The sequence below is a fragment of the Enterobacter cloacae complex sp. genome, from assembly GCF_900322725.1.
Lineage (GTDB): Bacteria > Pseudomonadota > Gammaproteobacteria > Enterobacterales > Enterobacteriaceae > Enterobacter > Enterobacter quasihormaechei.
In genome coordinates this window covers 457,470-480,748 of sequence record NZ_LT991957.1, presented here as the reverse complement: position 1 = coordinate 480,748, position 23,279 = coordinate 457,470, and the positions used below count along the sequence as shown (strand labels likewise).

General features: G+C 56.8%; 22 protein-coding genes. 13 read left to right on the top strand and 9 right to left on the bottom strand.

The genetic code is table 11. The features are described from left to right. Positions 1-104 precede the first annotated feature (104 nt). A complete protein-coding gene (locus DBR02_RS02270) occupies positions 105-1,148 on the top strand; it encodes a DUF1176 domain-containing protein (protein ID WP_107533463.1) in 1,044 nt (347 codons plus the stop codon). An 81-nt stretch (positions 1,149-1,229) separates the two neighbouring features. Here the strand turns inward: DBR02_RS02270 and tkt are convergent, their stop codons facing one another. Next, positions 1,230-3,218 carry a transketolase gene (tkt, locus tag DBR02_RS02265; RefSeq protein WP_063868084.1) on the bottom strand — a complete coding sequence of 663 codons (1,989 nt, stop codon included), beginning with the start codon at positions 3,216-3,218 and terminating at the stop codon, positions 1,230-1,232. Between the two features lie 19 nt (positions 3,219-3,237). Beyond that, positions 3,238-4,188, bottom strand: a complete 951-nt coding sequence (tal, locus tag DBR02_RS02260; protein WP_063868086.1) for a transaldolase — start codon at positions 4,186-4,188, stop codon at positions 3,238-3,240. A gap of 286 nt (positions 4,189-4,474) precedes the next feature. On the opposite strand from tal, the gene maeB reads away from it, so the two are divergent. Further along, positions 4,475-6,754 carry an NADP-dependent oxaloacetate-decarboxylating malate dehydrogenase gene (gene maeB / locus DBR02_RS02255; protein WP_102751463.1) on the top strand — a complete coding sequence of 760 codons (2,280 nt, stop codon included), beginning with the start codon at positions 4,475-4,477 and terminating at the stop codon, positions 6,752-6,754. A 59-nt stretch (positions 6,755-6,813) separates the two neighbouring features. On the opposite strand, the gene hemF is transcribed toward maeB, so the two are convergent. Both hemF and amiA read right to left on the bottom strand, forming a co-directional pair. Beyond that, complete coding sequence (hemF, locus tag DBR02_RS02250; protein ID WP_107533462.1) at positions 6,814-7,713, bottom strand: oxygen-dependent coproporphyrinogen oxidase; 900 nt, start codon at positions 7,711-7,713, stop codon at positions 6,814-6,816. Then, the gene (gene amiA, locus DBR02_RS02245; protein ID WP_107533461.1) at positions 7,713-8,588 is read right to left on the bottom strand and encodes an N-acetylmuramoyl-L-alanine amidase AmiA; all 876 of its coding nucleotides are present in this window, start codon (positions 8,586-8,588) and stop codon (positions 7,713-7,715) included. Before amiA ends, hemF begins: the two co-directional genes overlap by 1 nt. Positions 8,589-8,800: 212 nt before the next feature. On the opposite strand from amiA, the gene DBR02_RS02240 reads away from it, so the two are divergent. The 10 genes from DBR02_RS02240 to pdxK all read left to right on the top strand — a co-directional run bounded on the left by DBR02_RS02240 (position 8,801) and on the right by pdxK (position 17,140). Beyond that, positions 8,801-9,226: a GNAT family acetyltransferase gene (locus tag DBR02_RS02240; RefSeq protein ID WP_003861292.1), complete on the top strand. Its 426-nt coding sequence runs from the start codon at positions 8,801-8,803 to the stop codon at positions 9,224-9,226. Next, a complete protein-coding gene (locus tag DBR02_RS02235; RefSeq protein WP_107533460.1) occupies positions 9,213-9,662 on the top strand; it encodes a DUF2919 domain-containing protein in 450 nt (149 codons plus the stop codon). The genes DBR02_RS02240 and DBR02_RS02235 overlap by 14 nt, the downstream gene beginning before the upstream one ends. Positions 9,663-9,724: 62 nt before the next feature. Next, positions 9,725-10,300: an RpoE-regulated lipoprotein gene (locus DBR02_RS02230; RefSeq protein WP_063868091.1), complete on the top strand. Its 576-nt coding sequence runs from the start codon at positions 9,725-9,727 to the stop codon at positions 10,298-10,300. A 92-nt stretch (positions 10,301-10,392) separates the two neighbouring features. Next, on the top strand, positions 10,393-11,292 hold the full coding sequence (locus tag DBR02_RS02225) for a Dyp-type peroxidase (protein ID WP_063450462.1): 900 nt from the start codon (positions 10,393-10,395) through the stop codon (positions 11,290-11,292). A 175-nt stretch (positions 11,293-11,467) separates the two neighbouring features. Continuing rightward, positions 11,468-12,481: a sulfate ABC transporter substrate-binding protein gene (locus tag DBR02_RS02220; protein WP_063450461.1), complete on the top strand. Its 1,014-nt coding sequence runs from the start codon at positions 11,468-11,470 to the stop codon at positions 12,479-12,481. Then, the gene (cysT, locus tag DBR02_RS02215; protein WP_107533459.1) at positions 12,481-13,314 is read left to right on the top strand and encodes a sulfate/thiosulfate ABC transporter permease CysT; all 834 of its coding nucleotides are present in this window, start codon (positions 12,481-12,483) and stop codon (positions 13,312-13,314) included. The genes DBR02_RS02220 and cysT overlap by 1 nt, the downstream gene beginning before the upstream one ends. Next, entirely contained in the window at positions 13,314-14,189 is an 876-nt protein-coding gene (gene cysW / locus DBR02_RS02210) for a sulfate/thiosulfate ABC transporter permease CysW (RefSeq protein WP_063868095.1), read from the top strand. The genes cysT and cysW overlap by 1 nt, the downstream gene beginning before the upstream one ends. After that, positions 14,179-15,273: a sulfate/thiosulfate ABC transporter ATP-binding protein CysA gene (gene cysA, locus DBR02_RS02205; protein ID WP_063868097.1), complete on the top strand. Its 1,095-nt coding sequence runs from the start codon at positions 14,179-14,181 to the stop codon at positions 15,271-15,273. The genes cysW and cysA overlap by 11 nt, the downstream gene beginning before the upstream one ends. A 113-nt stretch (positions 15,274-15,386) precedes the next feature. Continuing rightward, positions 15,387-16,298 carry a cysteine synthase CysM gene (gene cysM, locus DBR02_RS02195; protein ID WP_107533457.1) on the top strand — a complete coding sequence of 304 codons (912 nt, stop codon included), beginning with the start codon at positions 15,387-15,389 and terminating at the stop codon, positions 16,296-16,298. Between the two features lie 5 nt (positions 16,299-16,303). Continuing rightward, entirely contained in the window at positions 16,304-17,140 is an 837-nt protein-coding gene (gene pdxK, locus DBR02_RS02190) for a pyridoxine/pyridoxal/pyridoxamine kinase (RefSeq protein WP_107533456.1), read from the top strand. 44 nt (positions 17,141-17,184) lie between these two features. Here the strand turns inward: pdxK and crr are convergent, their stop codons facing one another. The 5 genes from crr to cysZ form a co-directional block, all read right to left on the bottom strand. Continuing rightward, complete coding sequence (gene crr / locus DBR02_RS02185; RefSeq protein ID WP_022648946.1) at positions 17,185-17,688, bottom strand: PTS glucose transporter subunit IIA; 504 nt, start codon at positions 17,686-17,688, stop codon at positions 17,185-17,187. Positions 17,689-17,731: 43 nt separating this feature from the next. Further along, complete coding sequence (gene ptsI, locus DBR02_RS02180) at positions 17,732-19,459, bottom strand: phosphoenolpyruvate-protein phosphotransferase PtsI (protein ID WP_006811455.1); 1,728 nt, start codon at positions 19,457-19,459, stop codon at positions 17,732-17,734. A gap of 45 nt (positions 19,460-19,504) precedes the next feature. Then, positions 19,505-19,762 carry a phosphocarrier protein Hpr gene (ptsH, locus tag DBR02_RS02175; protein ID WP_000487600.1) on the bottom strand — a complete coding sequence of 86 codons (258 nt, stop codon included), beginning with the start codon at positions 19,760-19,762 and terminating at the stop codon, positions 19,505-19,507. Between the two features lie 317 nt (positions 19,763-20,079). Beyond that, positions 20,080-21,051 (bottom strand): cysteine synthase A, encoded by a 972-nt coding sequence (cysK, locus tag DBR02_RS02160; RefSeq protein ID WP_006811453.1) that lies wholly within the window; start codon positions 21,049-21,051, stop codon positions 20,080-20,082. A gap of 163 nt (positions 21,052-21,214) precedes the next feature. Next, positions 21,215-21,976, bottom strand: a complete 762-nt coding sequence (gene cysZ, locus DBR02_RS02155) for a sulfate transporter CysZ (protein WP_107533455.1) — start codon at positions 21,974-21,976, stop codon at positions 21,215-21,217. A 229-nt stretch (positions 21,977-22,205) separates the two neighbouring features. On the opposite strand from cysZ, the gene zipA reads away from it, so the two are divergent. Next, positions 22,206-23,225: a cell division protein ZipA gene (gene zipA, locus DBR02_RS02150; protein ID WP_107533454.1), complete on the top strand. Its 1,020-nt coding sequence runs from the start codon at positions 22,206-22,208 to the stop codon at positions 23,223-23,225. Positions 23,226-23,279 lie beyond the last annotated feature (54 nt).

Sequence of the window (23,279 nt, the reverse complement as noted above, 5' to 3'; positions counted from 1 at the left end):
GTATTTCAGATAAATCTATCCGATAAATCCGATTGAGCCAGCCCGTCCAGGGCACGAAGATACGCCCCAGATTGACCTTTTCGTTTTCCGGGGCTGTGCCATTCATGCGCTACTGCGTTTTTCTTCTCTTCTTCATTTGCGTGCTTCCTGCGCCTCTGGCGTGGGCTGCACCTGCGCAGCAGTCTTTTTCTGACTGGCAGGTTACCTGCAACAACCAGAATTTCTGCGTGGCGCGAAACACCGGCGAGCATCGCGGTCTGGTCATGACGCTGAGCCGCAGCGCGGGAGCCAAAACGGACGCCAGCCTGCGCATCGATCTCGGCGGGCTTTCTGCGCCTCCGGTGAAAGAGCCTGACATCGCCCCGCGCCTGCTGCTCGACAATGTTCCGCTTACGCTCACGTCGAAGCACTGGCAGTTAACCCCCTGGCACCTTAAAACAGACGATACGGGCACCATCACCACGTTTCTCAAAACCATTCAGGAAGGTCAGGCGCTGACCCTGCGCGGCGGGAAGCAGACGATCTCCCTGGCCGGTCTGAAAGCGGCGCTGCTGTTTATCGACGCCCAGCAAAAACGCGTCGGCAGCGAAACGGCATGGATTAAAAAAGGGGACAGTCCACCGCTGAGTGTGCCGCCTGCACCCGCCTTAAAAAAGGTGGCCGTGGTGAACCCGACGCCAACGCCGCTGACCCATCGCGAACTGAACGATCTGCTGGATTACGGTACCTGGCGCATGAACCACAGCCAGTGCTCCCTCGATCCGAACCGACGCGAAGTGCGCGTTACCGCGTTGACCGATGACAAAGCGCTGATGATCATCAGCTGTGAGGCGGGGGCGTACAATACCGTCGATCTGGCGTGGCTGGTGTCGCGTAAAAAACCCTTTGCGGCCAGGAGCGTGAAATTGCGCCTGCCGTTTACCCCGTCCAGCCAGAGTAGCGACATGGAGCTGATGAATGCCAGCTTCGATGAAAAAACGCGCGAGCTGACGACGCTGGCGCTGGGACGCGGGATTGGCGACTGTGGGATCCAGACCCGCTGGCGTTTTAACGGCCAGCGTTTCCGCCTGGTGCGCTACGCGGAAGAGCCAAGCTGTGATAACTGGAATGGGCCAGATGCCTGGCCCACGCTGTGGATCACGAGGTAGTTTTACCGGGTGGCGCTGTCGCTCACCCGGCCTACGTTTTGGCGATTTGTAGGCAGCCGCCACCCGGCAACGCAGATCGCACTACAGCACGCTCAGCGCCTTCTCCACTACGTTCTCAACGGTAAAGCCGAAGTACGGGAACAGCTTATCGGCAGGGGCGGACTCGCCGTAGCCCCGCATGCCCACAATCGCCCCTTTCAGCCCCACGTACTTATACCAGTAGTCGGCAATACCCGCCTCCACCGCCACGCGCGCTGCAACGTTCGAAGGCAGCACCGATTCCCGGTACGCCTCATCCTGCGCATCAAAGATATCCGTTGAAGGCAGAGAAACGACGCGCACCGCGTGACCTTCGGCGGTCAGCTTCTCCGCCGCTTTCACGGTGATTTCCACTTCGGAACCGGTGGCAATCAGGATCACGTCCGGCTTGCCGCCGCTGTCTTTCAGAATGTATCCACCGCGGGCGATATTTTTCACCTGCTCTGGCGTGCGCTCAATCTGCGCCAGGTTCTGGCGCGACAGGATCAGCGCCGTAGGGCCGTTATGGCGCTCAACGGCCAGCTTCCAGCCCACAGCCGCTTCAACCTGATCGCACGGACGCCAGGTGCTGAAGTTTGGCGTTAACCGCAGGCTCGCCAGCTGCTCTACCGCCTGGTGCGTCGGGCCATCTTCACCCAGCCCGATGGAGTCGTGGGTATACACCATGATCTGCCGTGCTTTCATCAGTGCCGCCATACGCGCCGCGTTACGGGCATATTCGACAAACATCAGGAAGGTGGCGGTGTACGGCACGAAGCCGCCGTGGTGGGCGATGCCGTTGGCAATAGCGGTCATCCCGAACTCGCGCACGCCATAGTGGATGTAGTTCCCGGCAATGTCTTCCTTCAGGGATTTAGAGCCGGACCAGATGGTGAGGTTGCTTGGCGCCAGGTCCGCCGAGCCGCCCAGCAGTTCGGGCAGGATCGGACCAATGGCGTTCAGCGTATTCTGCGACGCCTTACGGGTGGCGATTTTCGCCGGGTTGGATTGCAGGTTCTCAATCAGGGCCTGGGTTTTTTCCTCCCAGTCCTCCGGCAGGCCGCCGCTCATGCGGCGGGTAAACTCGGCGGCCAGCTCCGGGTGCGCTTTTTTGTAGGCGGCAAATTTTTCGTTCCACGCGTGCTGCGCTTTCTCACCGTCCTCGCGCGCATCCCAGGCTCTGTAGATCTCTTTTGGGATCTCAAAGGCCGGGTGTTTCCAGCCGAGTTTCTGACGGGTCAGCGCCACTTCCTCTTCACCCAGCGCCGCGCCGTGCGCCTCTTCTTTGCCCGCCTTGTTCGGCGAGCCGAAGCCGATGGTGGTGCGGCAAATAATCAGGGACGGTTTATCCTTGACGCTTTGCGCTTCCTGAATCGCTTTTTTCACCGCTTCCGGATCGTGGCCGTCGATCTCGTGAACCACGTGCCAGTGATAGGCCTCGAAGCGCTTCGCCGTGTCGTCGGTAAACCAGCCCTCGGTTTCTCCGTCAATGGAGATGCCGTTGTGATCGTAGAAGCCAATCAGCTTGCCCAGCCCCAGCGTGCCCGCCAGCGAGCAGACCTCGTGGGAGATCCCCTCCATCAGACAGCCGTCGCCCATAAAGACGTAGGTGTAGTGATCGACAATCTCATGGTCGGGCTGGTTGAACTGCGCGGCCAGCGTACGTTCGGCAATTGCCAGGCCGACGGCGTTCGCCAGCCCCTGGCCCAGCGGGCCGGTGGTCGTTTCAACGCCCGGCGTGTAGCCAATCTCCGGGTGGCCCGGCGTTTTGGAGTGCAGCTGGCGGAAGTTTTTTAACTCCTCAAGCGGCAGGTCGTAGCCGGAAAGGTGCAGCAGGCTGTAGAGCAGCATTGAGGCGTGACCGTTGGAGAGAATAAAACGGTCCCGGTCATACCAGGTCGGGTCAGTGGGGTTGTGCTTCAGAAAGTCGTTCCACAGCACTTCAGCGATATCAGCCATCCCCATGGGGGCGCCAGGGTGGCCGGAATTGGCTTTTTGTACGGCATCCATGCTGAGGGCGCGAATGGCGTTGGCGAGCTCTTTACGGGACATAGTTCACTCCGTGGCAAGGTTAAAGTTTGGCGGCAAGAAGATCTTCGAGTTTGCGCTGGTCGACGGCGAACTGACGGATGCCATCCGCCAGTTTTTCCACGGCCATTGGATCCTGATTGTGCTCCCAACGGAATTCCGCTTCGGTCATGGCTTTCGGTTTTGGCAGCACGGTAGAGGTTGGCACCAGCTTGCGGATCACCGTTTCATCGCTCTCCTGTAGCTTTTTCAGCAGGTCAGGGGAGATGGTCAGGCGGTCGCAGCCCGCGAGCGCGAGGATCTGCTCGGTGCGGCGGAAGCTGGCCCCCATCACGATGGTTTCATAGCGGTGCTGCTTGTAATAGTCGTAGATATTACGCACCGATTTCACGCCCGGATCTTCGTCCACCACGTACGGATCCATCGGCTGTTTCGCCTGATACCAGTCGTAGATACGTCCGACAAACGGGGAGATCAGGAACACGCCCGCTTCGGCACAGGCACGCGCCTGGGCAAACGAGAACAGCAGCGTCAGGTTGCAGTGGATCCCCTCTTTTTCCAGCACTTCTGCCGCGCGGATACCTTCCCAGGTGGACGCGAGCTTAATCAGAATGCGCGACTTATCGATTCCCTGCTCCTGATAGAGCTCCACCAGGCGGCGAGCCTTGTTAATGCTCTTTTCCTGGTCGAACGAGAGCCGGGCGTCCACTTCGGTGGAGACGCGTCCCGGAATGCTTTTAAGAATTTCCGCACCGATATTGACCGCCAGCTTGTCGCTGGCTTCGGCGACCTGCTGCTCCTGCGTTTTCCCGCGCTGTTTGCCGTAGGCAAGGGCGTCATCAATCAGATGACTAAAGTGCGCAAGCCCCGCCGCCTTGAGCAGCAGCGAGGGGTTGGTGGTCGCGTCTTCCGGCTGATAGTGACGAATCGACTCGATGTCGCCGCTGTCTGCAACCACGGTGGTAAATTGTTTGATGCCGTCTAGCTGGTTCATAATTACTCCTTGGAAATAAAAGAGTTAGTCGAGTGCGTTAGTTCACACTTCTGAGAAAATCATGATGGACTTAACAAAAAAGCATAGCAGACGGGGGAGGCATTGCCCTCTGAGACGGGTAACATGGCTGTTATAAATTGATAACAATTTTTATTCTGCAATGGTGAGAGTTTGGCAGCCTTCAAAGTTTAGGAGCCTGCCTGCGGCGATACTATGCGGCACACCAGGGTGTGCACAGGACCGTCAACATCACCCTTTTTGACCGAAACGTGAAAGGAATAACAAGATGGATGATCAGTTAAAACAAAGCGCTCTCGATTTTCACGAGTTTCCTGTTCCGGGTAAAATCCAGGTTTCCCCTACCAAGCCGCTGGCGACGCAGCGCGATCTGGCGCTGGCCTACTCGCCGGGCGTGGCTGCGCCGTGTCTGGAGATCGAAAAAGATCCGCTGGCGGCCTATAAATATACCGCGCGCGGCAACCTTGTCGCCGTTATCTCTAACGGGACGGCGGTGCTGGGCCTGGGCAACATTGGTGCCCTGGCCGGTAAACCGGTGATGGAAGGGAAGGGCGTACTGTTTAAGAAATTCGCCGGTATCGACGTGTTCGATATCGAAGTGGACGAACTCGATCCCGATAAATTCATCAACGTGGTGGCCGCGCTGGAGCCGACCTTCGGCGGCATTAACCTGGAAGACATCAAAGCGCCGGAATGTTTCTATATCGAGCAGAAGCTGCGCGAGCGTATGAACATTCCCGTGTTCCATGACGACCAGCACGGGACGGCGATTATCAGCACCGCCGCCATTCTGAACGGCCTGCGCGTGGTGGAGAAAAATCTCTCCGACGTGCGCATGGTGGTCTCCGGTGCGGGCGCGGCGGCCATCGCCTGTATGAACCTGCTGGTGGCGCTGGGGATGCAGAAACACAACATCGTGGTTTGCGACTCCAAGGGCGTGATCTACAAAGACCGCGAGCCGAACATGGCGGAAACCAAGGCGGCCTACGCGGTTGAAGACGACGGCAAGCGTACGCTGGAGGAGGTGATTGACGGCGCGGATATCTTCCTCGGCTGTTCAGGCCCGAAAGTGCTGACCCAGGAGATGGTGCAGAAGATGGCGCGCGCGCCAATGATCCTGGCGCTGGCGAACCCGGAACCGGAAATTCTGCCGCCGCTGGCGAAGGCGGTGCGTGAAGACGCCATCATCTGCACCGGCCGTTCGGACTATCCGAACCAGGTGAACAACGTGCTCTGCTTCCCGTTCATCTTCCGCGGCGCGCTGGACGTGGGCGCCACGGCAATCAACGAAGAGATGAAGCTGGCCGCCGTTCACGCCATCGCGGAGCTGGCGCACGCCGAACAGAGCGAAGTGGTCGCCTCCGCCTATGGCGATCAGGATCTGAGCTTCGGCCCGGACTACATCATTCCAAAACCGTTTGACCCGCGTCTGATCGTGAAGATCGCGCCAGCGGTGGCCAAAGCGGCGATGGACTCCGGCGTAGCGACGCGTCCTATTGACGATTTCGATGCCTACGTCGATAAGCTCACCGAGTTCGTCTACAAAACCAACCTGTTTATGAAGCCGATCTTCTCCCAGGCGCGCGCCGACGCGAAGCGCGTGGTGCTGGCGGAAGGGGAGGAGGCGCGCGTGCTGCACGCCACGCAGGAGCTCATCACCTTAGGGCTGGCGAAACCGATCCTGATTGGTCGTCCGAGCGTGATCGAGATGCGTATTCAGAAGCTGGGCCTGCAAATTAAGCCGGGCGTGGACTTTGAGATCGTTAACAACGAATCCGATCCGCGCTTCAAAGAGTACTGGAACGAATACTATTCGATCATGAAGCGTCGCGGGATCACCCAGGAGCAGGCGCAGCGGGCGGTGATCAGCAATACCACGGTGATCGGCGCGATCATGGTTCACCGCGGTGAGGCGGATGCGCTGATCTGCGGCACCATCGGTGAATATCACGAGCATTTCAGCGTGGTGCAGGAGATCTTCGGCTATCGCGAGGGCGTCCATACTGCCGGAGCTATGAACGCGCTGCTGCTGCCGAGCGGTAACACCTTTATCGCCGATACCTACGTTAACGACGATCCAACCCCGGACGAACTGGCGGAGATCACCGTGATGGCGGCGGAAACCGTGCGCCGCTTTGGTATCGAACCAAAAGTGGCGCTGCTGTCGCACTCTAACTTCGGATCATCCAAATCCGCTGCGGCGTGCAAGATGCGCCAGACGCTGGAGCTGGTGCGCGAACGCGCGCCGGAGCTGATGATTGACGGCGAGATGCACGGCGATGCCGCGCTGGTGGAGAGCATTCGTAACGAGCGCATGCCGGACAGCCCGCTGAAAGGCTCGGCGAACGTGCTGATTATGCCGAACGTGGAAGCGGCGCGTATCAGCTACAACCTGCTGCGCGTATCGAGTTCTGAAGGGGTGACCGTAGGGCCGGTACTGATGGGGGTGTCAAAACCGGTGCATGTGTTAACGCCGATTGCCTCCGTGCGTCGTATCGTGAACATGGTGGCGCTGGCGGTGGTTGAGGCGCAGACGCAGCCGCTGTAAGGACACGTTTGCTTACCCGACCTACGAGTAGGCCGAATAAGCGCAGCGCCATCCGGCAGTTAAATCCAGTCGCGTACTTTAAGGAACTCACTCAAGGCAGCCTCCGGGCTGCCTTCTTTTGGCGCGTAGCTGTATTCCCAGCGCACCAGCGGCGGCATCGACATCAGAATGGACTCCGTGCGTCCACCGGTTTGCAGGCCAAACAGCGTCCCGCGATCCCACACCAGGTTGAACTCTACGTAGCGCCCGCGGCGGTAAAGCTGGAACTCACGTTCGCGCACCCCGTAATCGGTATTTTTGCGGCGTTCGACAATCGGCAGATAGGCGTCGGTAAAGCCTTCACCCACCGCGCGCATAAAGCTGAACGCGGTATCAAAATCCGGGGTATTCAGATCGTCAAAAAACAGCCCGCCGATGCCGCGCTGCTCGTCGCGGTGCTTCAGATAGAAATAGTCATCGCACCACTTTTTGTATTTCGGGTAAACGTCTTCGCCAAACGGCAGGCAGAGGTCGCGCGCGGTGGTGTGCCAGTGCACGGCGTCCTCTTCAAAGCCGTAATAGGGAGTCATGTCAAAACCGCCGCCAAACCACCAGACCGGATCGGCTCCCGGTTTTTCCGCGATGAAAAAGCGCACGTTGGCGTGACTGGTCGGCACAAACGGGTTATGCGGATGCATCACCAGCGAGACGCCCATCGCCTCGAAGCTGCGCCCCGCGAGCTCTGCCCGATGCGCCGTAGCGGATGCCGGCATTGCCTCACCGTGTACATGAGAGAAGTTGACGCCGGCCTGTTCAAAAATGCCGCCGTTACGCAGCACGCGGCTGCGCCCGCCGCCGCCCGCGTCGCGCTGCCAGGCGTCTTCCTGAAATTCACCGCCGTCTGCGGCGGTCAGTTTCTGGCAAATTTCATCCTGCAACTGCATCAGGAAGGTTTTGACCAGCTGTGCATTGGGTTTCATCAACGTTTCCTGGAGTGCGCTTTTTGGTTATCGAACCAGTTGAAATAACTGATCACCCCGGAGGCGATGGCGTTCGCGATCTTTTGACGAAACGCCTTAGTGCCGAGCAGGCGCTCTTCTTCCGGGTTGGTAATGAACGAGGTTTCAACCAGCACGGACGGAATGGACGGGGATTTCAGCACCACAAACGCGGCCTGCTCGGTGCTTTTACTGTGCAGACGGTGCACGGGCTTGATCCGCTTGAGGATATGCGAGCCGAGCGTCAGGCTGTTTTTGATGGTGTCCGTCTGCACAAGGTCGAACAGCACCTGCTGCAACAGATGATCTTTGTCGGTCGCTTTTTTCCCGGCCACTTCATCCGCGCGGTTTTCGCGGTCGGAAAGGTATTTCGCCATGGCGCTACTGGCGCCGCGGTTGGAGAGCGCAAACACCGACGCGCCGGCAGCGGAAGGGTTTGTGAAGCCATCCGCGTGAATGGACATAAACAGGTCGGCGCCGTGCTTGTGGGCAATTTCCACGCGGTCGTACAGCGGAATAAACGTGTCGCCCGTGCGCGTCAGGCGGGCGTCAATACCGTTGCTGCGTAAAATTGCGCGCACATTTTTTGCAATTGCCAGCACGACGTGTTTTTCTTTCGAACCGTTTCGGCCAATGGCGCCGGTGTCGATCCCGCCGTGGCCCGGATCGAGCATGACCAGACGCTTTGCGCCGGCTTTTTTGGTTTTCGGCTTGCTGTGTCCGTTACTGGTTTTAAGCGTGCTCTCTTCTTTTGCCTGAGCCTGCTTTGCGATGCCCGTTAACATTAAGGCCGCCAGCCCCGCTTTGAGAACCTGACGACGCGATGTGAGTGCTTTTAATGGTTTGAATGTGCTCATGCGGCCTGAATACTAAAAAATGAGGTCCTGGTGTTATATCGTATCGTGTTTACCGTTACGACAGTCCTTATTGAGAATTGTTTTACTTTTCATTTCAATACGTGACAAAGTGACATTATGCCAAATTTTTAGACGATTATCGCTGGTTATTGGCTAAACGCGGCGTTCACGCCATAATCACTGTTTTTAAACCCGAAAAGGCGGTTAATACCATGGAGATACGCGTTTTTCGCCAGGAAGATTTCGAAGAGGTGATCACCCTTTGGGAGCGCTGCGATCTGCTGCGTCCGTGGAACGATCCGGAAATGGATATCGAACGCAAGGTGAATCACGACGTCAGTCTGTTTCTGGTCGCGGAGGTCAACGGCGAGGTAGTCGGGACGGTGATGGGCGGATATGACGGCCACCGCGGGTCGGCCTACTATCTGGGCGTACACCCGGAATATCGCGCGCGCGGCATCGCCAATGCGCTGCTTAACCGTCTGGAAAAGAAGCTGATCGCCCGTGGCTGCCCGAAAATCCAGATTATGGTCCGGGAAGATAACGACGTGGTGCTGGGCATGTATGAACGTCTGGGCTACGAGCACGCGGACGTGCTGACGCTGGGTAAGCGCCTGATCGAAGATGAAGAGTACTGAGTTCCACCCCGGCGACTATGATGTTCACGGTCGTCTGCGTCTGCCTTTTTTGTTCTGGTGCGTTCTGCTGTTGCAGGCCAGAACCTGGGTGCTGTTCGTGATGGCTGGCGCGTCGCGCGGGCAGGGCGATACGTTACTGAATCTCTTTTATCCCGATCACGATGCGTTCTGGCTGGGGTTGCTGCCCGGCGTACCGGCGGTCCTGGCGTTTCTGTGCAGCGGACGGCGGCAGGCTATTCCCCGCGTCTGGCGCGCGCTTCGCTGGCTGCTGATCCTGGCGCAGGTTGTGCTCCTGGTCTGGCAACCCGTGCTCTGGCTGTACGGCGAGCCGCTTTCCGGTATCGGAATTGCGCTGGTGGTAGCGGATATTGTCGCGCTGCTGTGGTTACTCACTAACCCCCGTCTACGCGCCTGTTTTACGCAAGAGTCAGATTAACACGGCACTTTTTGCCGATACCGCACTCCAACAAGCGTTATTTACTACGTAAGGACGTCTCAATGAAATCGCTGCGTTTACTTTTATGCGCTCTCCCGCTGGCGTTAACCGGCTGTTCCACGCTCTCCTCCATCAACTGGTCTGCGGCCTATCCGTGGAACTGGTTTGGCTCCTCAATGGAAGTGACCGAGCAGGGCGTGGGCAACATCACCGCCTCGACGGCACTGGATCAGGACGCCATTCAGGATGCCATCGGCGGTGATTATCGCCTGCGCAGCGGCATGAAAACCGAGAACGGCAACATCGTGCGTTATTTCGAAGCGTTGAAAGACGACAAGGTGGCGATGGTCATTAACGGCGATAAAGGCACGGTAAACCGCATCGCGGTGATGGATGAAGCTATTCCAGCCTCGGGTGGCGTGAAGGTGGGAACGCCGTTTGGCGAACTCTATCAGAAAGCGTTTGGCCACTGCGCCAGCGCGCCGTCGGACGACAGCGTCGCGGTTGAGTGTAAGGCCGAAGGCAGTCAGCACATCAGCTACGTTTTCAGCGGCACCTGGAACGGTCCGGAAGGGTTAATGCCGTCTGACGACACCCTGAAAAAGTGGAAAGTGAGCAAAATTATCTGGAAGCAGTAATTTGCGCCTGAGCAAACCGCCTCGCTGAAATCCGGGTATAATAGCCGCCATCAATGCCACGCTGTCGTGGCATCTTTTTTTCAGGAGGAGCGATGTCTCAGGTTCAGAGTGGCATTTTGCCAGAACATTGCCGCGCGGCGATTTGGATTGAAGCCAACGTCAACGGGGACGTGGATGCCCTGCGCGGGGCCAGCAAAATTTTCGTTGATAAACTGGCCACCTTCCAGGCCAAATTCCCGGAAGCCCATCTGGGCGCGGTAGTGGCCTTCGGCAACACCGTCTGGCGTCAGCTGAGCGGCGGCGAAGGCGCGGAAGAGCTGAAGGACTTCATTCCTTATGGTAAAGGTCTCGCGCCAGCCACCCAGTACGACGTGCTGATCCACATTCTCTCCCTGCGCCACGACGTGAACTTCTCCGTCGCTCAGGCAGCAATTGAGGCTTTTGGTGACAGCATTAACGTGCAGGAAGAAATCCACGGTTTCCGCTGGGTGGAAGAGCGCGATTTAAGCGGCTTCGTCGACGGTACCGAAAACCCGGCCGGGGAAGAGACGCGTCGTGACGTGGCTGTTATCAAGGACGGCGTGGACGCGGGCGGCAGCTATGTGTTTGTCCAGCGCTGGGAGCACAACCTCAAGCAGCTTAACCGCATGAGCGTGCATGACCAGGAGATGATGATTGGCCGCACCAAAGACGCTAATGAAGAGATTGATGGCGATGCGCGTCCGGTGACGTCCCACCTGACCCGCGTTGATCTTAAAGAAGACGGTAAGGGGCTGAAGATTGTTCGCCAGAGCCTGCCATACGGTACCGCGAGCGGTACGCACGGCCTGTACTTCTGCGCCTACTGCGCGCGCCTCTACAACATTGAACAGCAGCTGCTGAGCATGTTTGGCGATACCGACGGCAAGCGCGACGCCATGCTGCGCTTCACCCGCCCGGTCACCGGCGGTTACTACTTTGCGCCGTCCGTTGAGCGCCTGCTGGCGCTGTAAAACGCACTCCACATATAGGCCGGGTAAGCGTTAGCGCCACCCGGCAATTTCTCCCGCACCCTTATTCCCTTTTCTGCTTCCAAATCACCAAACGGTATATAAAACCGTTACTCCTTTAGACTCCGTTATAAATATTATGACTATAAGATAGTCATCACATTTATAAGGGCGCGCTATGGCCGTAACTGTACTGAAAAAAGGATCGCTGGCACTGGCAGGCTTACTGCTGGTGGCGCAGGCGCAGGCAACTGAGTTACTGAACAGTTCTTATGATGTTTCGCGCGAGCTGTTTGCCGCCCTTAATCCCGCCTTCGAACAGCAGTGGGCGAAAGAGAACAACGGCGACAAGCTGACCATCAAACAGTCTCACGCCGGCTCGTCCAAACAGGCGCTGGCCATTTTGCAGGGGCTTAAGGCGGATGTGGTGACCTATAACCAGGTGACGGACGTGCAGATCCTGCACGACAGAGGCAAGCTGATCCCGGCGGACTGGCAAAGCCGCCTGCCGAACAACAGCTCACCGTTCTACTCCACCATGGGCTTCCTGGTGCGCAAGGGCAACCCGAAAAACATTCACGACTGGAACGACCTGGTGCGTTCTGACGTAAAGCTGATCTTCCCGAACCCGAAAACCTCCGGCAACGCGCGTTATACCTACCTGGCAGCGTGGGGCGCGGCGGACAAAGCTGACGGTAACGATAAAGCGAAAACCGAACAGTTTATGACCCAGTTCCTGAAAAACGTCGAGGTGTTTGATACCGGCGGCCGTGGCGCAACCACCACCTTCGCCGAGCGCGGGCTGGGCGACGTGCTGATCAGCTTCGAATCCGAAGTGAACAACATCCGTAAGCAGTATGAAGCGCAGGGGTTTGAGGTCATTATCCCGAAAACAAATATTCTGGCCGAGTTCCCGGTGGCGTGGGTGGATAAAAACGTTAAGGCTAACGGCACCGAAAAGGCCGCAAAAGCCTATCTCAACTATCTGTACAGCCCGCAGGCGCAGACGGTGATTACTGACTATTACTACCGCGTCAACAATCCGGACGTGATGAACAAGCTGAAGGATAAATTCCCGCAGACCGCGCTGTTCCGCGTGGAAGACCATTTCGGCGCCTGGCCTGAGGTGATGAAAACCCATTTTGCCAGCGGCGGTGAGTTAGACAAACTGCTGGCGGCGGGGCGTAAGTAATGTTTGCAGTCTCCTCCAGACGCGTGCTGCCGGGCTTTACCTTAAGCCTCGGGACCAGCCTGCTGTTCGTCTGTCTGATTTTACTGTTGCCGCTCAGCGCGCTGGTGGTGCAGCTCTCTGAGATGAGCTGGTCCCAGTACTGGGAAGTGGTCACTAACCCGCAGGTGGTGGCGGCCTACAAGGTCACGCTGCTGTCGGCGTTCGTGGCCTCGATTTTCAACGGTGTGTTTGGCCTGCTGATGGCGTGGATCTTAACCCGCTATCGCTTCCCGGGCCGTACGCTGCTCGACGCGCTGATGGATCTGCCGTTTGCGCTGCCGACGGCGGTGGCCGGCTTGACGCTGGCGTCGCTGTTCTCCGTAAACGGCTTCTACGGCGAATGGCTGGCGAAGTTTGATATCAAAGTGACCTATACCTGGCTCGGTATCGCGGTGGCGATGGCCTTTACCAGCATCCCGTTTGTGGTGCGTACCGTGCAGCCGGTGCTGGAAGAATTAGGCCCCGAATACGAAGAGGCCGCGGAAACGCTGGGGGCCACGCGCTGGCAGAGTTTCCGTAAGGTTGTGCTGCCGGAACTTTCTCCGGCCCTGCTGGCGGGTGTTGCGCTCTCGTTTACCCGCAGCCTCGGTGAATTTGGCGCGGTCATTTTTATCGCCGGGAACATCGCGTGGAAAACCGAAGTGACCTCGCTGATGATTTTTGTCCGTTTGCAGGAGTTTGATTATCCGGCCGCGAGCGCGATTGCCTCGGTGATCCTTGCCGCGTCGCTGCTGCTGCTGTTCTCGATTAACACTCTGCAAAGTCGCTTTGGTCGACGTGTGGTAGGTCACTGATGGCGGAAGTTACGCAATTGAAGCGCTATGACGCGCCCCGCATCAACTGGGGCAAATGGTTTCTGATTGGTACGGGCGTGCTGGTCTCTGCCTTCATTCTCGTTGTGCCGATGGTGTACATCTTCGTTCAGGCCTTCAGCAAAGGGATTATGCCCGCGCTGCAAAACCTGGCCGATCCGGACATGCTCAACGCCATCTGGCTGACGGTGATGATTGCCCTGATCACCGTTCCGGTGAATCTGGTGTTTGGCGTATTGCTGGCCTGGCTGGTGACCCGCTTTAACTTCCCGGGGCGTCAGCTGCTGCTGACCCTGCTGGATATCCCGTTTGCGGTGTCGCCGGTGGTGGCCGGTCTGGTCTATCTGCTGTTTTACGGCTCTAACGGCCCGCTGGGCGGCTGGCTGGATGAACACGACCTGCAAATTATGTTCGCCTGGCCGGGCATGGTGCTGGTGACGGTCTTTGTGACCTGTCCGTTCGTGGTGCGCGAGCTGGTGCCGGTGATGTTAAGCCAGGGCAGCCATGAGGATGAAGCGGCCGTGCTGCTGGGCGCCTCCGGCTGGCAGATGTTCCGCCGCGTGACGCTGCCGAATATCCGCTGGGCGCTGCTTTACGGCGTGGTGCTGACCAACGCCCGTGCGATTGGAGAGTTTGGCGCGGTGTCGGTGGTATCCGGCTCGATTCGCGGCGAAACCCTGTCGCTGCCGCTACAGATTGAATTACTGGAACAGGACTACAACACCGTCGGTTCCTTTACTGCCGCAGCGTTGCTGACGCTGATGGCGATTTTGACCCTGTTTTTGAAGAGTGTGGTGCAGTGGCGTTTAGAGAATCAGGAAAAACGTCAGCATCAGGAGGGAAATCATGAGCATTGAGATTGCCAATATTAAGAAGTCTTTTGGTCGCACCCAGGTGCTGAATGATATCTCGCTGGATATCCCTTCCGGACAAATGGTGGCGCTGCTGGGGCCGTCTGGCTCCGGTAAAACCACGCTGCTGCGTATTATCGCCGGGCTTGAACATCAGACCAGCGGACATATCCGCTTCCACGGTACGGACGTTAGCCGCCTGCATGCCCGCGACCGTAAGGTGGGCTTTGTGTTCCAGCATTACGCCCTGTTCCGCCACATGACGGTATTCGACAACATCGCGTTTGGCCTGACCGTGCTGCCGCGTCGTGAGCGTCCGAATGCGGCCACCATCAAAGCGAAAGTGACCAAACTGCTGGAGATGGTGCAGCTGGCTCACCTGGCGGACCGTTTCCCGGCCCAGCTTTCAGGTGGACAGAAGCAGCGCGTGGCGCTGGCGCGCGCGTTGGCCGTTGAGCCGCAAATTTTGCTGCTGGATGAACCGTTCGGCGCGCTGGATGCGCAGGTGCGAAAAGAGCTGCGCCGCTGGCTGCGTCAGCTGCATGAAGAGCTCCAGTTCACCAGCGTTTTCGTGACCCACGATCAGGAAGAGGCGATGGAAGTCGCCGACCGCGTGGTGGTGATGAGTCAGGGCAACATTGAGCAGGTTGACGAGCCAGAGCAGCTCTGGCGTGAACCGGCGACCCGCTTCGTGCTGGAGTTTATGGGCGAGGTGAACCGTCTTCAGGGCACCATTCGCGGCGGTCAGTTCCACGTTGGCGCGCACCGCTGGCCGCTGGGCTACACCCCGGCGCATCAGGGGCCGGTCGATCTGTTCCTGCGTCCGTGGGAAGTGGACGTCAGCCGCCGTACCAGCCTGGATTCACCGCTCCCGGTGCAGGTGCTGGAAGCGAGCCCTAAAGGTCACTACACCCAGTTGGTCGTTCAGCCGCTGGGCTGGTATACCGAGCCGCTGACCGTGGTTATGCGTGACGACGAGCCGCCACACCGGGGGGAACGCCTGTTTGTGGGGCTGCAACACGCGCGCATTTATCACGGCAACGAGCGCATCGAGACGCGCGAGGATATTGCTCTGGCGGAGTCAGCCTGATAGGTTAGGATTACGTAGTTTTGCCGGGTGGCGCTGCGCTTACCCGGCCTACAATATGACGTCTGTAGGCCCGGATCGCTGCGCGCCACCGGGCTTTTTATTGGACAGCGATCATGAATACATTAGAAAACACCATCGGCAACACCCCTCTGGTTAAACTTCAGCGCATGGTGCCAGACAACGGCAGCGAAATCTGGGTCAAACTTGAAGGCAATAACCCGGCAGGCTCGGTAAAAGATCGGGCGGCGCTGTCGATGATTGTCCAGGCCGAAAAGCGCGGCGAGATAAAGCCCGGCGACGTATTAATTGAAGCCACCAGCGGTAATACCGGTATCGCACTGGCGATGATTGCCGCGCTGAAGGGTTATCGCATGAAGCTGCTGATGCCGGACAACATGAGCCAGGAGCGCCGGGCCGCCATGCGCGCCTACGGGGCCGAGCTGATTCTGGTGAGCAAAGAGCAGGGGATGGAAGGAGCGCGCGACCTGGCGCTGGCGATGGCCGGGCGCGGGGAAGGCAAGCTGCTCGACCAGTTCAATAACCCGGACAACCCGTACGCGCACTACACCACCACCGGCCCGGAAATCTGGCAGCAAACCGACGGGCGTATCACCCACTTTGTCTCCAGCATGGGCACCACGGGCACGATCACCGGTGTGTCACGCTTTCTGCGCGAGCAGGCAAGCCCGGTGACGATTGTCGGCCTGCAACCGGAAGAGGGAAGCAGTATCCCGGGCATACGCCGCTGGCCCGCGGAGTATATGCCGGGCATCTTTAATGCACAGCTTGTGGACCAGGTGCTGGATATTCATCAGCGCGAGGCGGAAAATACCATGCGTGAGCTGGCCGTGCGTGAAGGCATCTTCTGCGGCGTCAGCTCTGGCGGTGCCGTAGCGGGTGCGATCCGGGTGGCCAATTCCACGCCGGAAGCGGTGGTGGTTGCGATTATTTGCGATCGCGGCGATCGTTACCTGTCTACCGGCGTCTTTGGTGAAGAGAGTTATTCGCAGGGGGCGGGGATCTAAGCGTCATGGAGATGATTTTATTCCGGGATAATACCCGGGCGCAGCAAACCGATATTGTCGCCGTACAGTCGCAGGTGGTGTACGGCAGCGTAGGCAACAGCATCGCGGTGCCGAATATTCGCACCCACCGGCTGAACGTTACCGCCGTGCCAACGGTGCTGTTCAGCAATACGCCGCACTACGATACCTTCTACGGCGGTGTCATCCCGGATGAGTGGTTCAGCGGCTACCTTAAGGCGCTGGAAGAGCGGGAGATCCTGCGCGAGCTAAAAGCGGTCACGACCGGCTATATGGGCAGCGCCAGCCAGATCGTGCTGTTGGCGCAGTGGCTAAAAGCGATAAAGGTACAGCATCCCGATTTGCTGGTGCTGGTTGACCCGGTAATCGGGGATGTCGACAGCGGGATGTACGTGAAACCTGAAATTCCTGAAGCCTACCGTGAGCACCTGCTGCCGCTGGCCCAGGGCATTACGCCCAATGTGTATGAGCTGGAAGTGTTGAGCGGTAAATCGTGCCGTACGCCAGAGAGCGCCATCGCCGCCGCGCAGGGGCTGCTCTCCGACACGCTGAAGTGGGTAGCCATTACCAGCGCGCCAGTGGCTGACGATCCGCAGAATATCCACGTGGTGCTGGTCAGCGAAGAGGGCGTTACCGTAAGCGCGCACCCGCGCGTAGAGACGGACCTGAAAGGGACGGGCGATCTGTTTTGTTCGGAGCTGGTGAGCGGTATCGTCGGGGGGAAAACCGTGGCTGACGCCATTCGCATGGCGGGTGACAGAGTGACTGACGTGATGATCTACACGCAGTCGAAAGGCTACGACGAGCTTATTCTGCCTGCATAAACAAAAATGGCGCCCGAAGGCGCCATTTTACCGTGCGGCAAGAATTACTTCTTGATGCGGATAACCGGGGTTTCACCCACGGTAACGCTGCCAGACAGTTTGATCAGCTCTTTGATTTCGTCCATGTTGGAGATAACAACCGGAGTCAGGGTAGACTTCGCTTTTTCTTCCAGCAGTGGCAGATCGAATTCAATCACCGGGTCGCCAACTTTCACACGCTGGCCTTCTTCCGCGATACGTTTGAAGCCTTCGCCTTTCAGTTCAACGGTGTCGATACCGAAGTGAACGAACAGTTCGATACCGCTATCAGATTCGATAGAGAACGCATGGTTGGTTTCAAAAATCTTACCAATGGTACCGTCAACTGGAGCAACCATTTTGTTGCCAGTTGGTTTGATAGCAATGCCATCACCAACGATTTTCTCAGCAAACACTACATCCGGCACGTCTTCGATGTTGACGATCTCGCCGGAGAGCGGAGCAACAATCTCAATAGTTCCGGAGTCGCTATTGCTTTTGTCACCGAACAGTTTACTAAATAAACCCATTAGACTTATCTCCTAAGCAGTAATTTGGGCCGCATCTCGTGGATTAGCAGATTGTTTTTTCTTCAATGAACTTGTTAACCAGCGTCATTAACTCGTCCGTTGTCGGTTGAGCAAGAGCCTGCTCTGCTAATACCTTCGCATCTTCGAAGTTCGTGTTACGGATAATCTTCTTGATGCGCGGGATGGAAATGGCGCTCATAGAGAATTCGTCCAGACCCATACCCAGCAACAGAAGTGTAGCACGTTCGTCGCCTGCAAGCTCACCACACATGCCAGTCCATTTACCTTCTGCATGAGAAGCATCAATAACTTGCTTGATCAAATTCAGTACAGACGGCGACATTGGCTGGTAGAGATGTGAAATCATATCATTACCACGGTCAACTGCCAGGGTGTACTGCGTTAAATCATTGGTACCGATACTAAAGAAATCAACTTCTTTGGCTAAATGACGCGCAATGGTCGCGGCTGCCGGTGTTTCCACCATCACGCCAATCTCGATTGACTCGTCAAACGCTTTACCTTCGTCACGCAGTTCCTGCTTGTAGATTTCAATCTCTTTCTTCAGTGCACGCACTTCTTCAACAGAGATGATCATCGGGAACATGATGCGCAGTTTACCGAAAGCGGAAGCACGAAGGATTGCGCGAACCTGGTCACGCAGGATCTCTTTGCGATCCATGGCGATACGCACGGCACGCCAGCCCAGGAACGGGTTCTCTTCTTTCGGGAAGTTCATGTACGGCAGCTCTTTGTCGCCGCCGATGTCCATGGTGCGAACGATTACGGCCTGTGAGCCACACGCTTCGGCAACCGCTTTGTACGCGGCAAACTGCTCTTCTTCAGTTGGCAGTGCGTCGCGGTCCATGAACAGGAATTCAGTACGATACAGACCTACACCTTCCGCACCGTTGCGCTCAGCGCCGTCAACGTCGCGTACGGTACCGATGTTAGCGCACACTTCAACCTGATGGCCGTCCAGCGTGATGGCCGGCAGGTCTTTCAGTTTAGCGAGTTCTGCTTTCTCGGTTGCAACCTGCTCCTGAACGGAACGCAGCTGCTCGATCACATCGTTAGTTGGGTTGACGTAAACCACGTTGTTTACGGCATCCAGAATCAGATAGTCGTCGTTTTTCACCTGCGAGGTGACGCTACCGGTACCCACGATAGCTGGCAGTTCCAGAGAACGCGCCATGATTGAGGTGTGGGAAGTACGGCCACCTGCATCGGTAATGAAACCCAGCACCTTGTTCAGGTTCAGCTGTGCGGTTTCAGACGGGGTCAGGTCAGCGGCAACCAGGATCACTTCGTCCTGAATCGCGCTCAGATCGATAATGGCCAGACCCAGGATGTTGCGCAGCAGGCGCTTACCGATGTCACGTACGTCAGCCGCACGCTCTTTCAGGTATTCATCGTCCAGCTCTTCCAGGGCAGAAGCCTGACCTTCGATAACTTCATGCGCAGCCGCGTCGGCCGTCATGCCTTTATCTTTAATCAGGGCTATGATTTCCTGCTCCAGCTCCTCATCTTCGAGCAGCATAATGTGCCCTTCGAAGATGGCTTCTTTTTCTTCACCGAAAGTTTCACCAGCTTTAGTTTTAATCGCTTCCAGTTGCGCAGATGCCTTGGCACGACCGCTCAGAAAACGTTCAACTTCCTGATCAACCTTGTCGGCAGAAATTTTTTTCCGGTCAATGACGATTTCGTCTTCTTTCAGCAGCAGTGCTTTGCCGAAAGCGATACCCGGGGATGCTAAAATGCCTGAAATCATAACCCTACCTTACTTGTGACTGATATTGAAAAGAACCCGGTAAACTTACTCGAGTTCAGCCATCAGCTTAACCAGATGCTCAACTGCTTTCTGCTCGTCTTCACCTTCCGCAGAAATGGTAACAACGGTACCCTGAGTCAGGCCCAGAGTTTGCAGTTTGAACAGGCTTTTTGCGCTAGCGCTTTTGCCGTTGGAAGTCACAGTGATTTCAGAAGTGAAGCCTTTCGCTTCTTTAACAAACTGAGCAGCAGGGCGGGTGTGCAGACCGTTCGGAGCGGTAATGGTAACTTCTTGCTGGAACATTGTATTTCCCCAACTTATAGGTTTAGTGTTGTGGAACTAAAGTCTAGCCTGGCGACTTAACTTTAGCCTGTATTGTTAGCGCTGACGTTTCAATCGTCATTAAACATTATGCAGTGAAAGCAAGACTTGAACCAAATCATAAAATCGATTCAGCAGCGCTATTTCGTTCACTGATTAATTTCGCGCATCAAAATAATTGCTGGTTTAAATACCAGACCCAACGGGGTGAAGCAATGCCAGGAGGGGTAAAAGTTTGAAGCAGGCCACAAAAAAGCACCTGAAAAGGTGCTTTTTTACGCGTTTTTAACATACTGGCATCACTGTTGCAGTTCTTTCTCCGTGAAGAGATCGGCAAACAGTGCGGTGCTCAAGTAACGCTCACCCGAAGAAGGCAGGATAACCACAATATTCTTATTGGTAAAGGTTTCATCTTCCAGAAGTTTGAGGGCAGCCGCAACCGCCGCGCCGGAAGAGATACCCGCCAGAATGCCTTCCTCGTCCATCAGGCGACGCGCCGTGGAGATGGCTTCTTCATTGGTAATGGCAACCACTTTGTCGATCAGCTTCAGATCCAGGTTGCCTGGAATAAAGCCTGCGCCGATGCCCTGAATTTTGTGTGGGCCTGGCTTAATTTCTTCTCCCGCCAGCGCCTGAGCGATAACCGGTGAGTCGGTTGGCTCGACGGCAACGGTAATCAGATCTTTTTTACCTTTCGTGCCTTTAATATAGCGAGACACGCCGGTCAGCGTACCGCCGGTACCTACGCCGGAGATAAAGACATCAACCTGGCCGTCGGTATCTTCCCAGATTTCCGGACCGGTGGTTTTCTCATGAATTTCCGGGTTGGCCGGATTGCTGAACTGCTGAAGCAGCAGATATTTTGCCGGATCGCTGGCGACGATTTCTTCCGCTTTCTGAATCGCACCCTTCATGCCTTTCGCGCCTTCGGTCAGGACCAGATTCGCACCCAGCGCTTTCAGCAGCTTGCGACGTTCAATGCTCATGGTTTCAGGCATGGTCAGCGTCAGCTTATAGCCGCGCGCCGCCGCAACGTAGGCCAGGGCAATACCGGTGTTACCGCTGGTCGGTTCCACCAGCTCGACGCCCGGCTTCAACACGCCACGTTTTTCAGCATCCCAAATCATATTTGCACCGATACGGCATTTCACGCTGAAGCTTGGGTTACGAGATTCGACCTTCGCCAGAATGCGTCCATTACCGATACGGTTCAGTCGAACCAGGGGCGTATGACCGATAGTCAGCGAGTTGTCTTCATAAATCTTACTCATGGCCTGTCCTTAACTGTATGAAATTGGGATACCGACCCAGCATACCTGTTGAATAAGTATGGGGAAGTAAGGAAATCGCATATCTATATGCTGCAAGGAAATAATGGGGATCAGTATGGAATAAGGGGCGGCATAAGCCACCCCTCTTTTACACATTTTTGCATTACTTCCATAACGCGTGCTTAGCACGGTAGCAGTCCACCCACATCGCCGTCGCGCCGCAAACGGCAACGGGCATAATGAACAGATTCAGGAAAGGAATCATGGTGAACAGGCTGGTGAGCGCGCCGAACTGCATATTGGCAACCTTCTGAGTGCGCAGGGCGGTGCGCATCTCTTTAAACGGCACCTTGTGGTTATCGAACGGGTAGTCGCAGTACTGGATGGCGAGCATCCAGGCGCTGAACAGGAACCACAGTACGGGGGCCACCGTCTGGCCGATACCAGGGATGAAATAAAGGATAAGCAGCACAATCGCGCGCGGCAGGTACCAGGCAAATTTCTGCCATTCGCGCTTCATGATGCGCGGGATATCCTTCATGATCCCCAGTACGCCCGTGTCAGGCGGGGTCGCACCGGTCAGGCGCGCTTCCAGCTGTTCGGCCAGCAGACCGTTGAACGGCGCGGCTATCCAGTTTGCTATCGTCGAAAAGAAATAGCCGAATACCAGCAGCACGGAGATGACCGCTATCGGCCAGAGCAGGTAGTCAAGCCACTGTAACCAGTCCGGCACATAGCTCATCAGGGAAGGGATCCAGCTTTCCAGCCTGGTGAACAGCCACCAGAACGCGCCCCCCATCAGAAGAATGTTGATCAGCAGCGGCAAAATAACGAAGCGTCGAATGCCCGGCAGGGAGACCAGTTTCCAGCCCTGTGAAAAATACCAGACCCCGCTACGTGGGGTAGAAGAAGATGTTGAAACCATACCAGGCTGTACTCCTTTTTACACAACCAGTGGAATTGCCCGCCTATATTATCCAGTTACGGGCCAATGACCAGTTCGGAAATGTTCGAAAAACCAGCAAAAAGCACGATTTAGTTCATCTTTATGCTGTGAATGCTCTGCATACACTTGCACTTGACGTAAACGGCAAATACTCTTAGTGAGTAAATGTTTGCCGTGGTGGCAAGGTGTTAGAACAACAGAGAATATAATGATGCAGGATTTGCGTCTGATATTAATCATTGTTGGCGCGATCGCCATAATCGCTTTACTGGTACATGGTTTCTGGACCAGCCGTAAAGAGCGTTCCTCTATGTTTCGCGATCGTCCACTGAAGCGCATGAAGTCCAGTCGTGACGACGATGACGTTGAAGACGACGTCGACGGCCTTGACGACGACGGCGTGGGTGAAGTTCGTGTTCATCGGGTCAATACTGCGCCCGGCGCAGCGCATGGAGAGCATGAAGCTCCCCGCGCTCCGCAGCACCAGTATCAACCACCGTATGCCTCTGCCCAGCCGCGCCAGCCAGCGCCGCCGCCAGTGGAAGAACCTGTGCGTCATCCGCCGCAGCAGCCTGTGCAACCGCAGCCCGTTGCGCCACAGCCTGTACAGCCGCAACCTGTGCATCAGCCTGCTCAGCCAGTGCAACAGCCGCAGCCGGCTCAGCAGCCACAGCCGGTACAGCAGCCGCAGCCAGTGCAGCAACCGCAGCCGCAGCCTGAACCCGTACCGCCTGCAACACAGCCCGCTCCGCGCGTTGAGCCAGAGCCGGTAGCAGCGCCAGAACCGGTTGTTGAAAAGCCGCAGCGTAAAGAAGCAGTGATCATCATGAACGTGGCTGCCCATCACGGCACCCATCTGAACGGTGACGTGCTGCTTAACAGCATCCAGCAGGCAGGCTTCAAGTTCGGCGACATGAATATTTTCCATCGCCACCTGAGCCCTGACGGCAGCGGCCCGGCACTGTTTAGCCTGGCCAATATGGTGAATCCAGGCACGTTTGACCCGGAAATGACCGGTGATTTCGTCACGCCAGGCGTAACGATCTTTATGCAGGTGCCGTCCTACGGTGACGAACTGCAAAACTTTAAGCTGATGCTACAGTCCGCTCAGCACATCGCCGACGAAGTGGGCGGTGTGGTGCTCGACGATCAGCGTCGAATGATGACGCCGCAGAAACTGCGCGAATATCAGGACCGCATCCGCGAAGTTAAGGAAGCGAACGCGTAATCGTCGCGTTAACGTCAACCCCTCCTCAACCCCCGCTTGTCGGGGGTTTTTCTC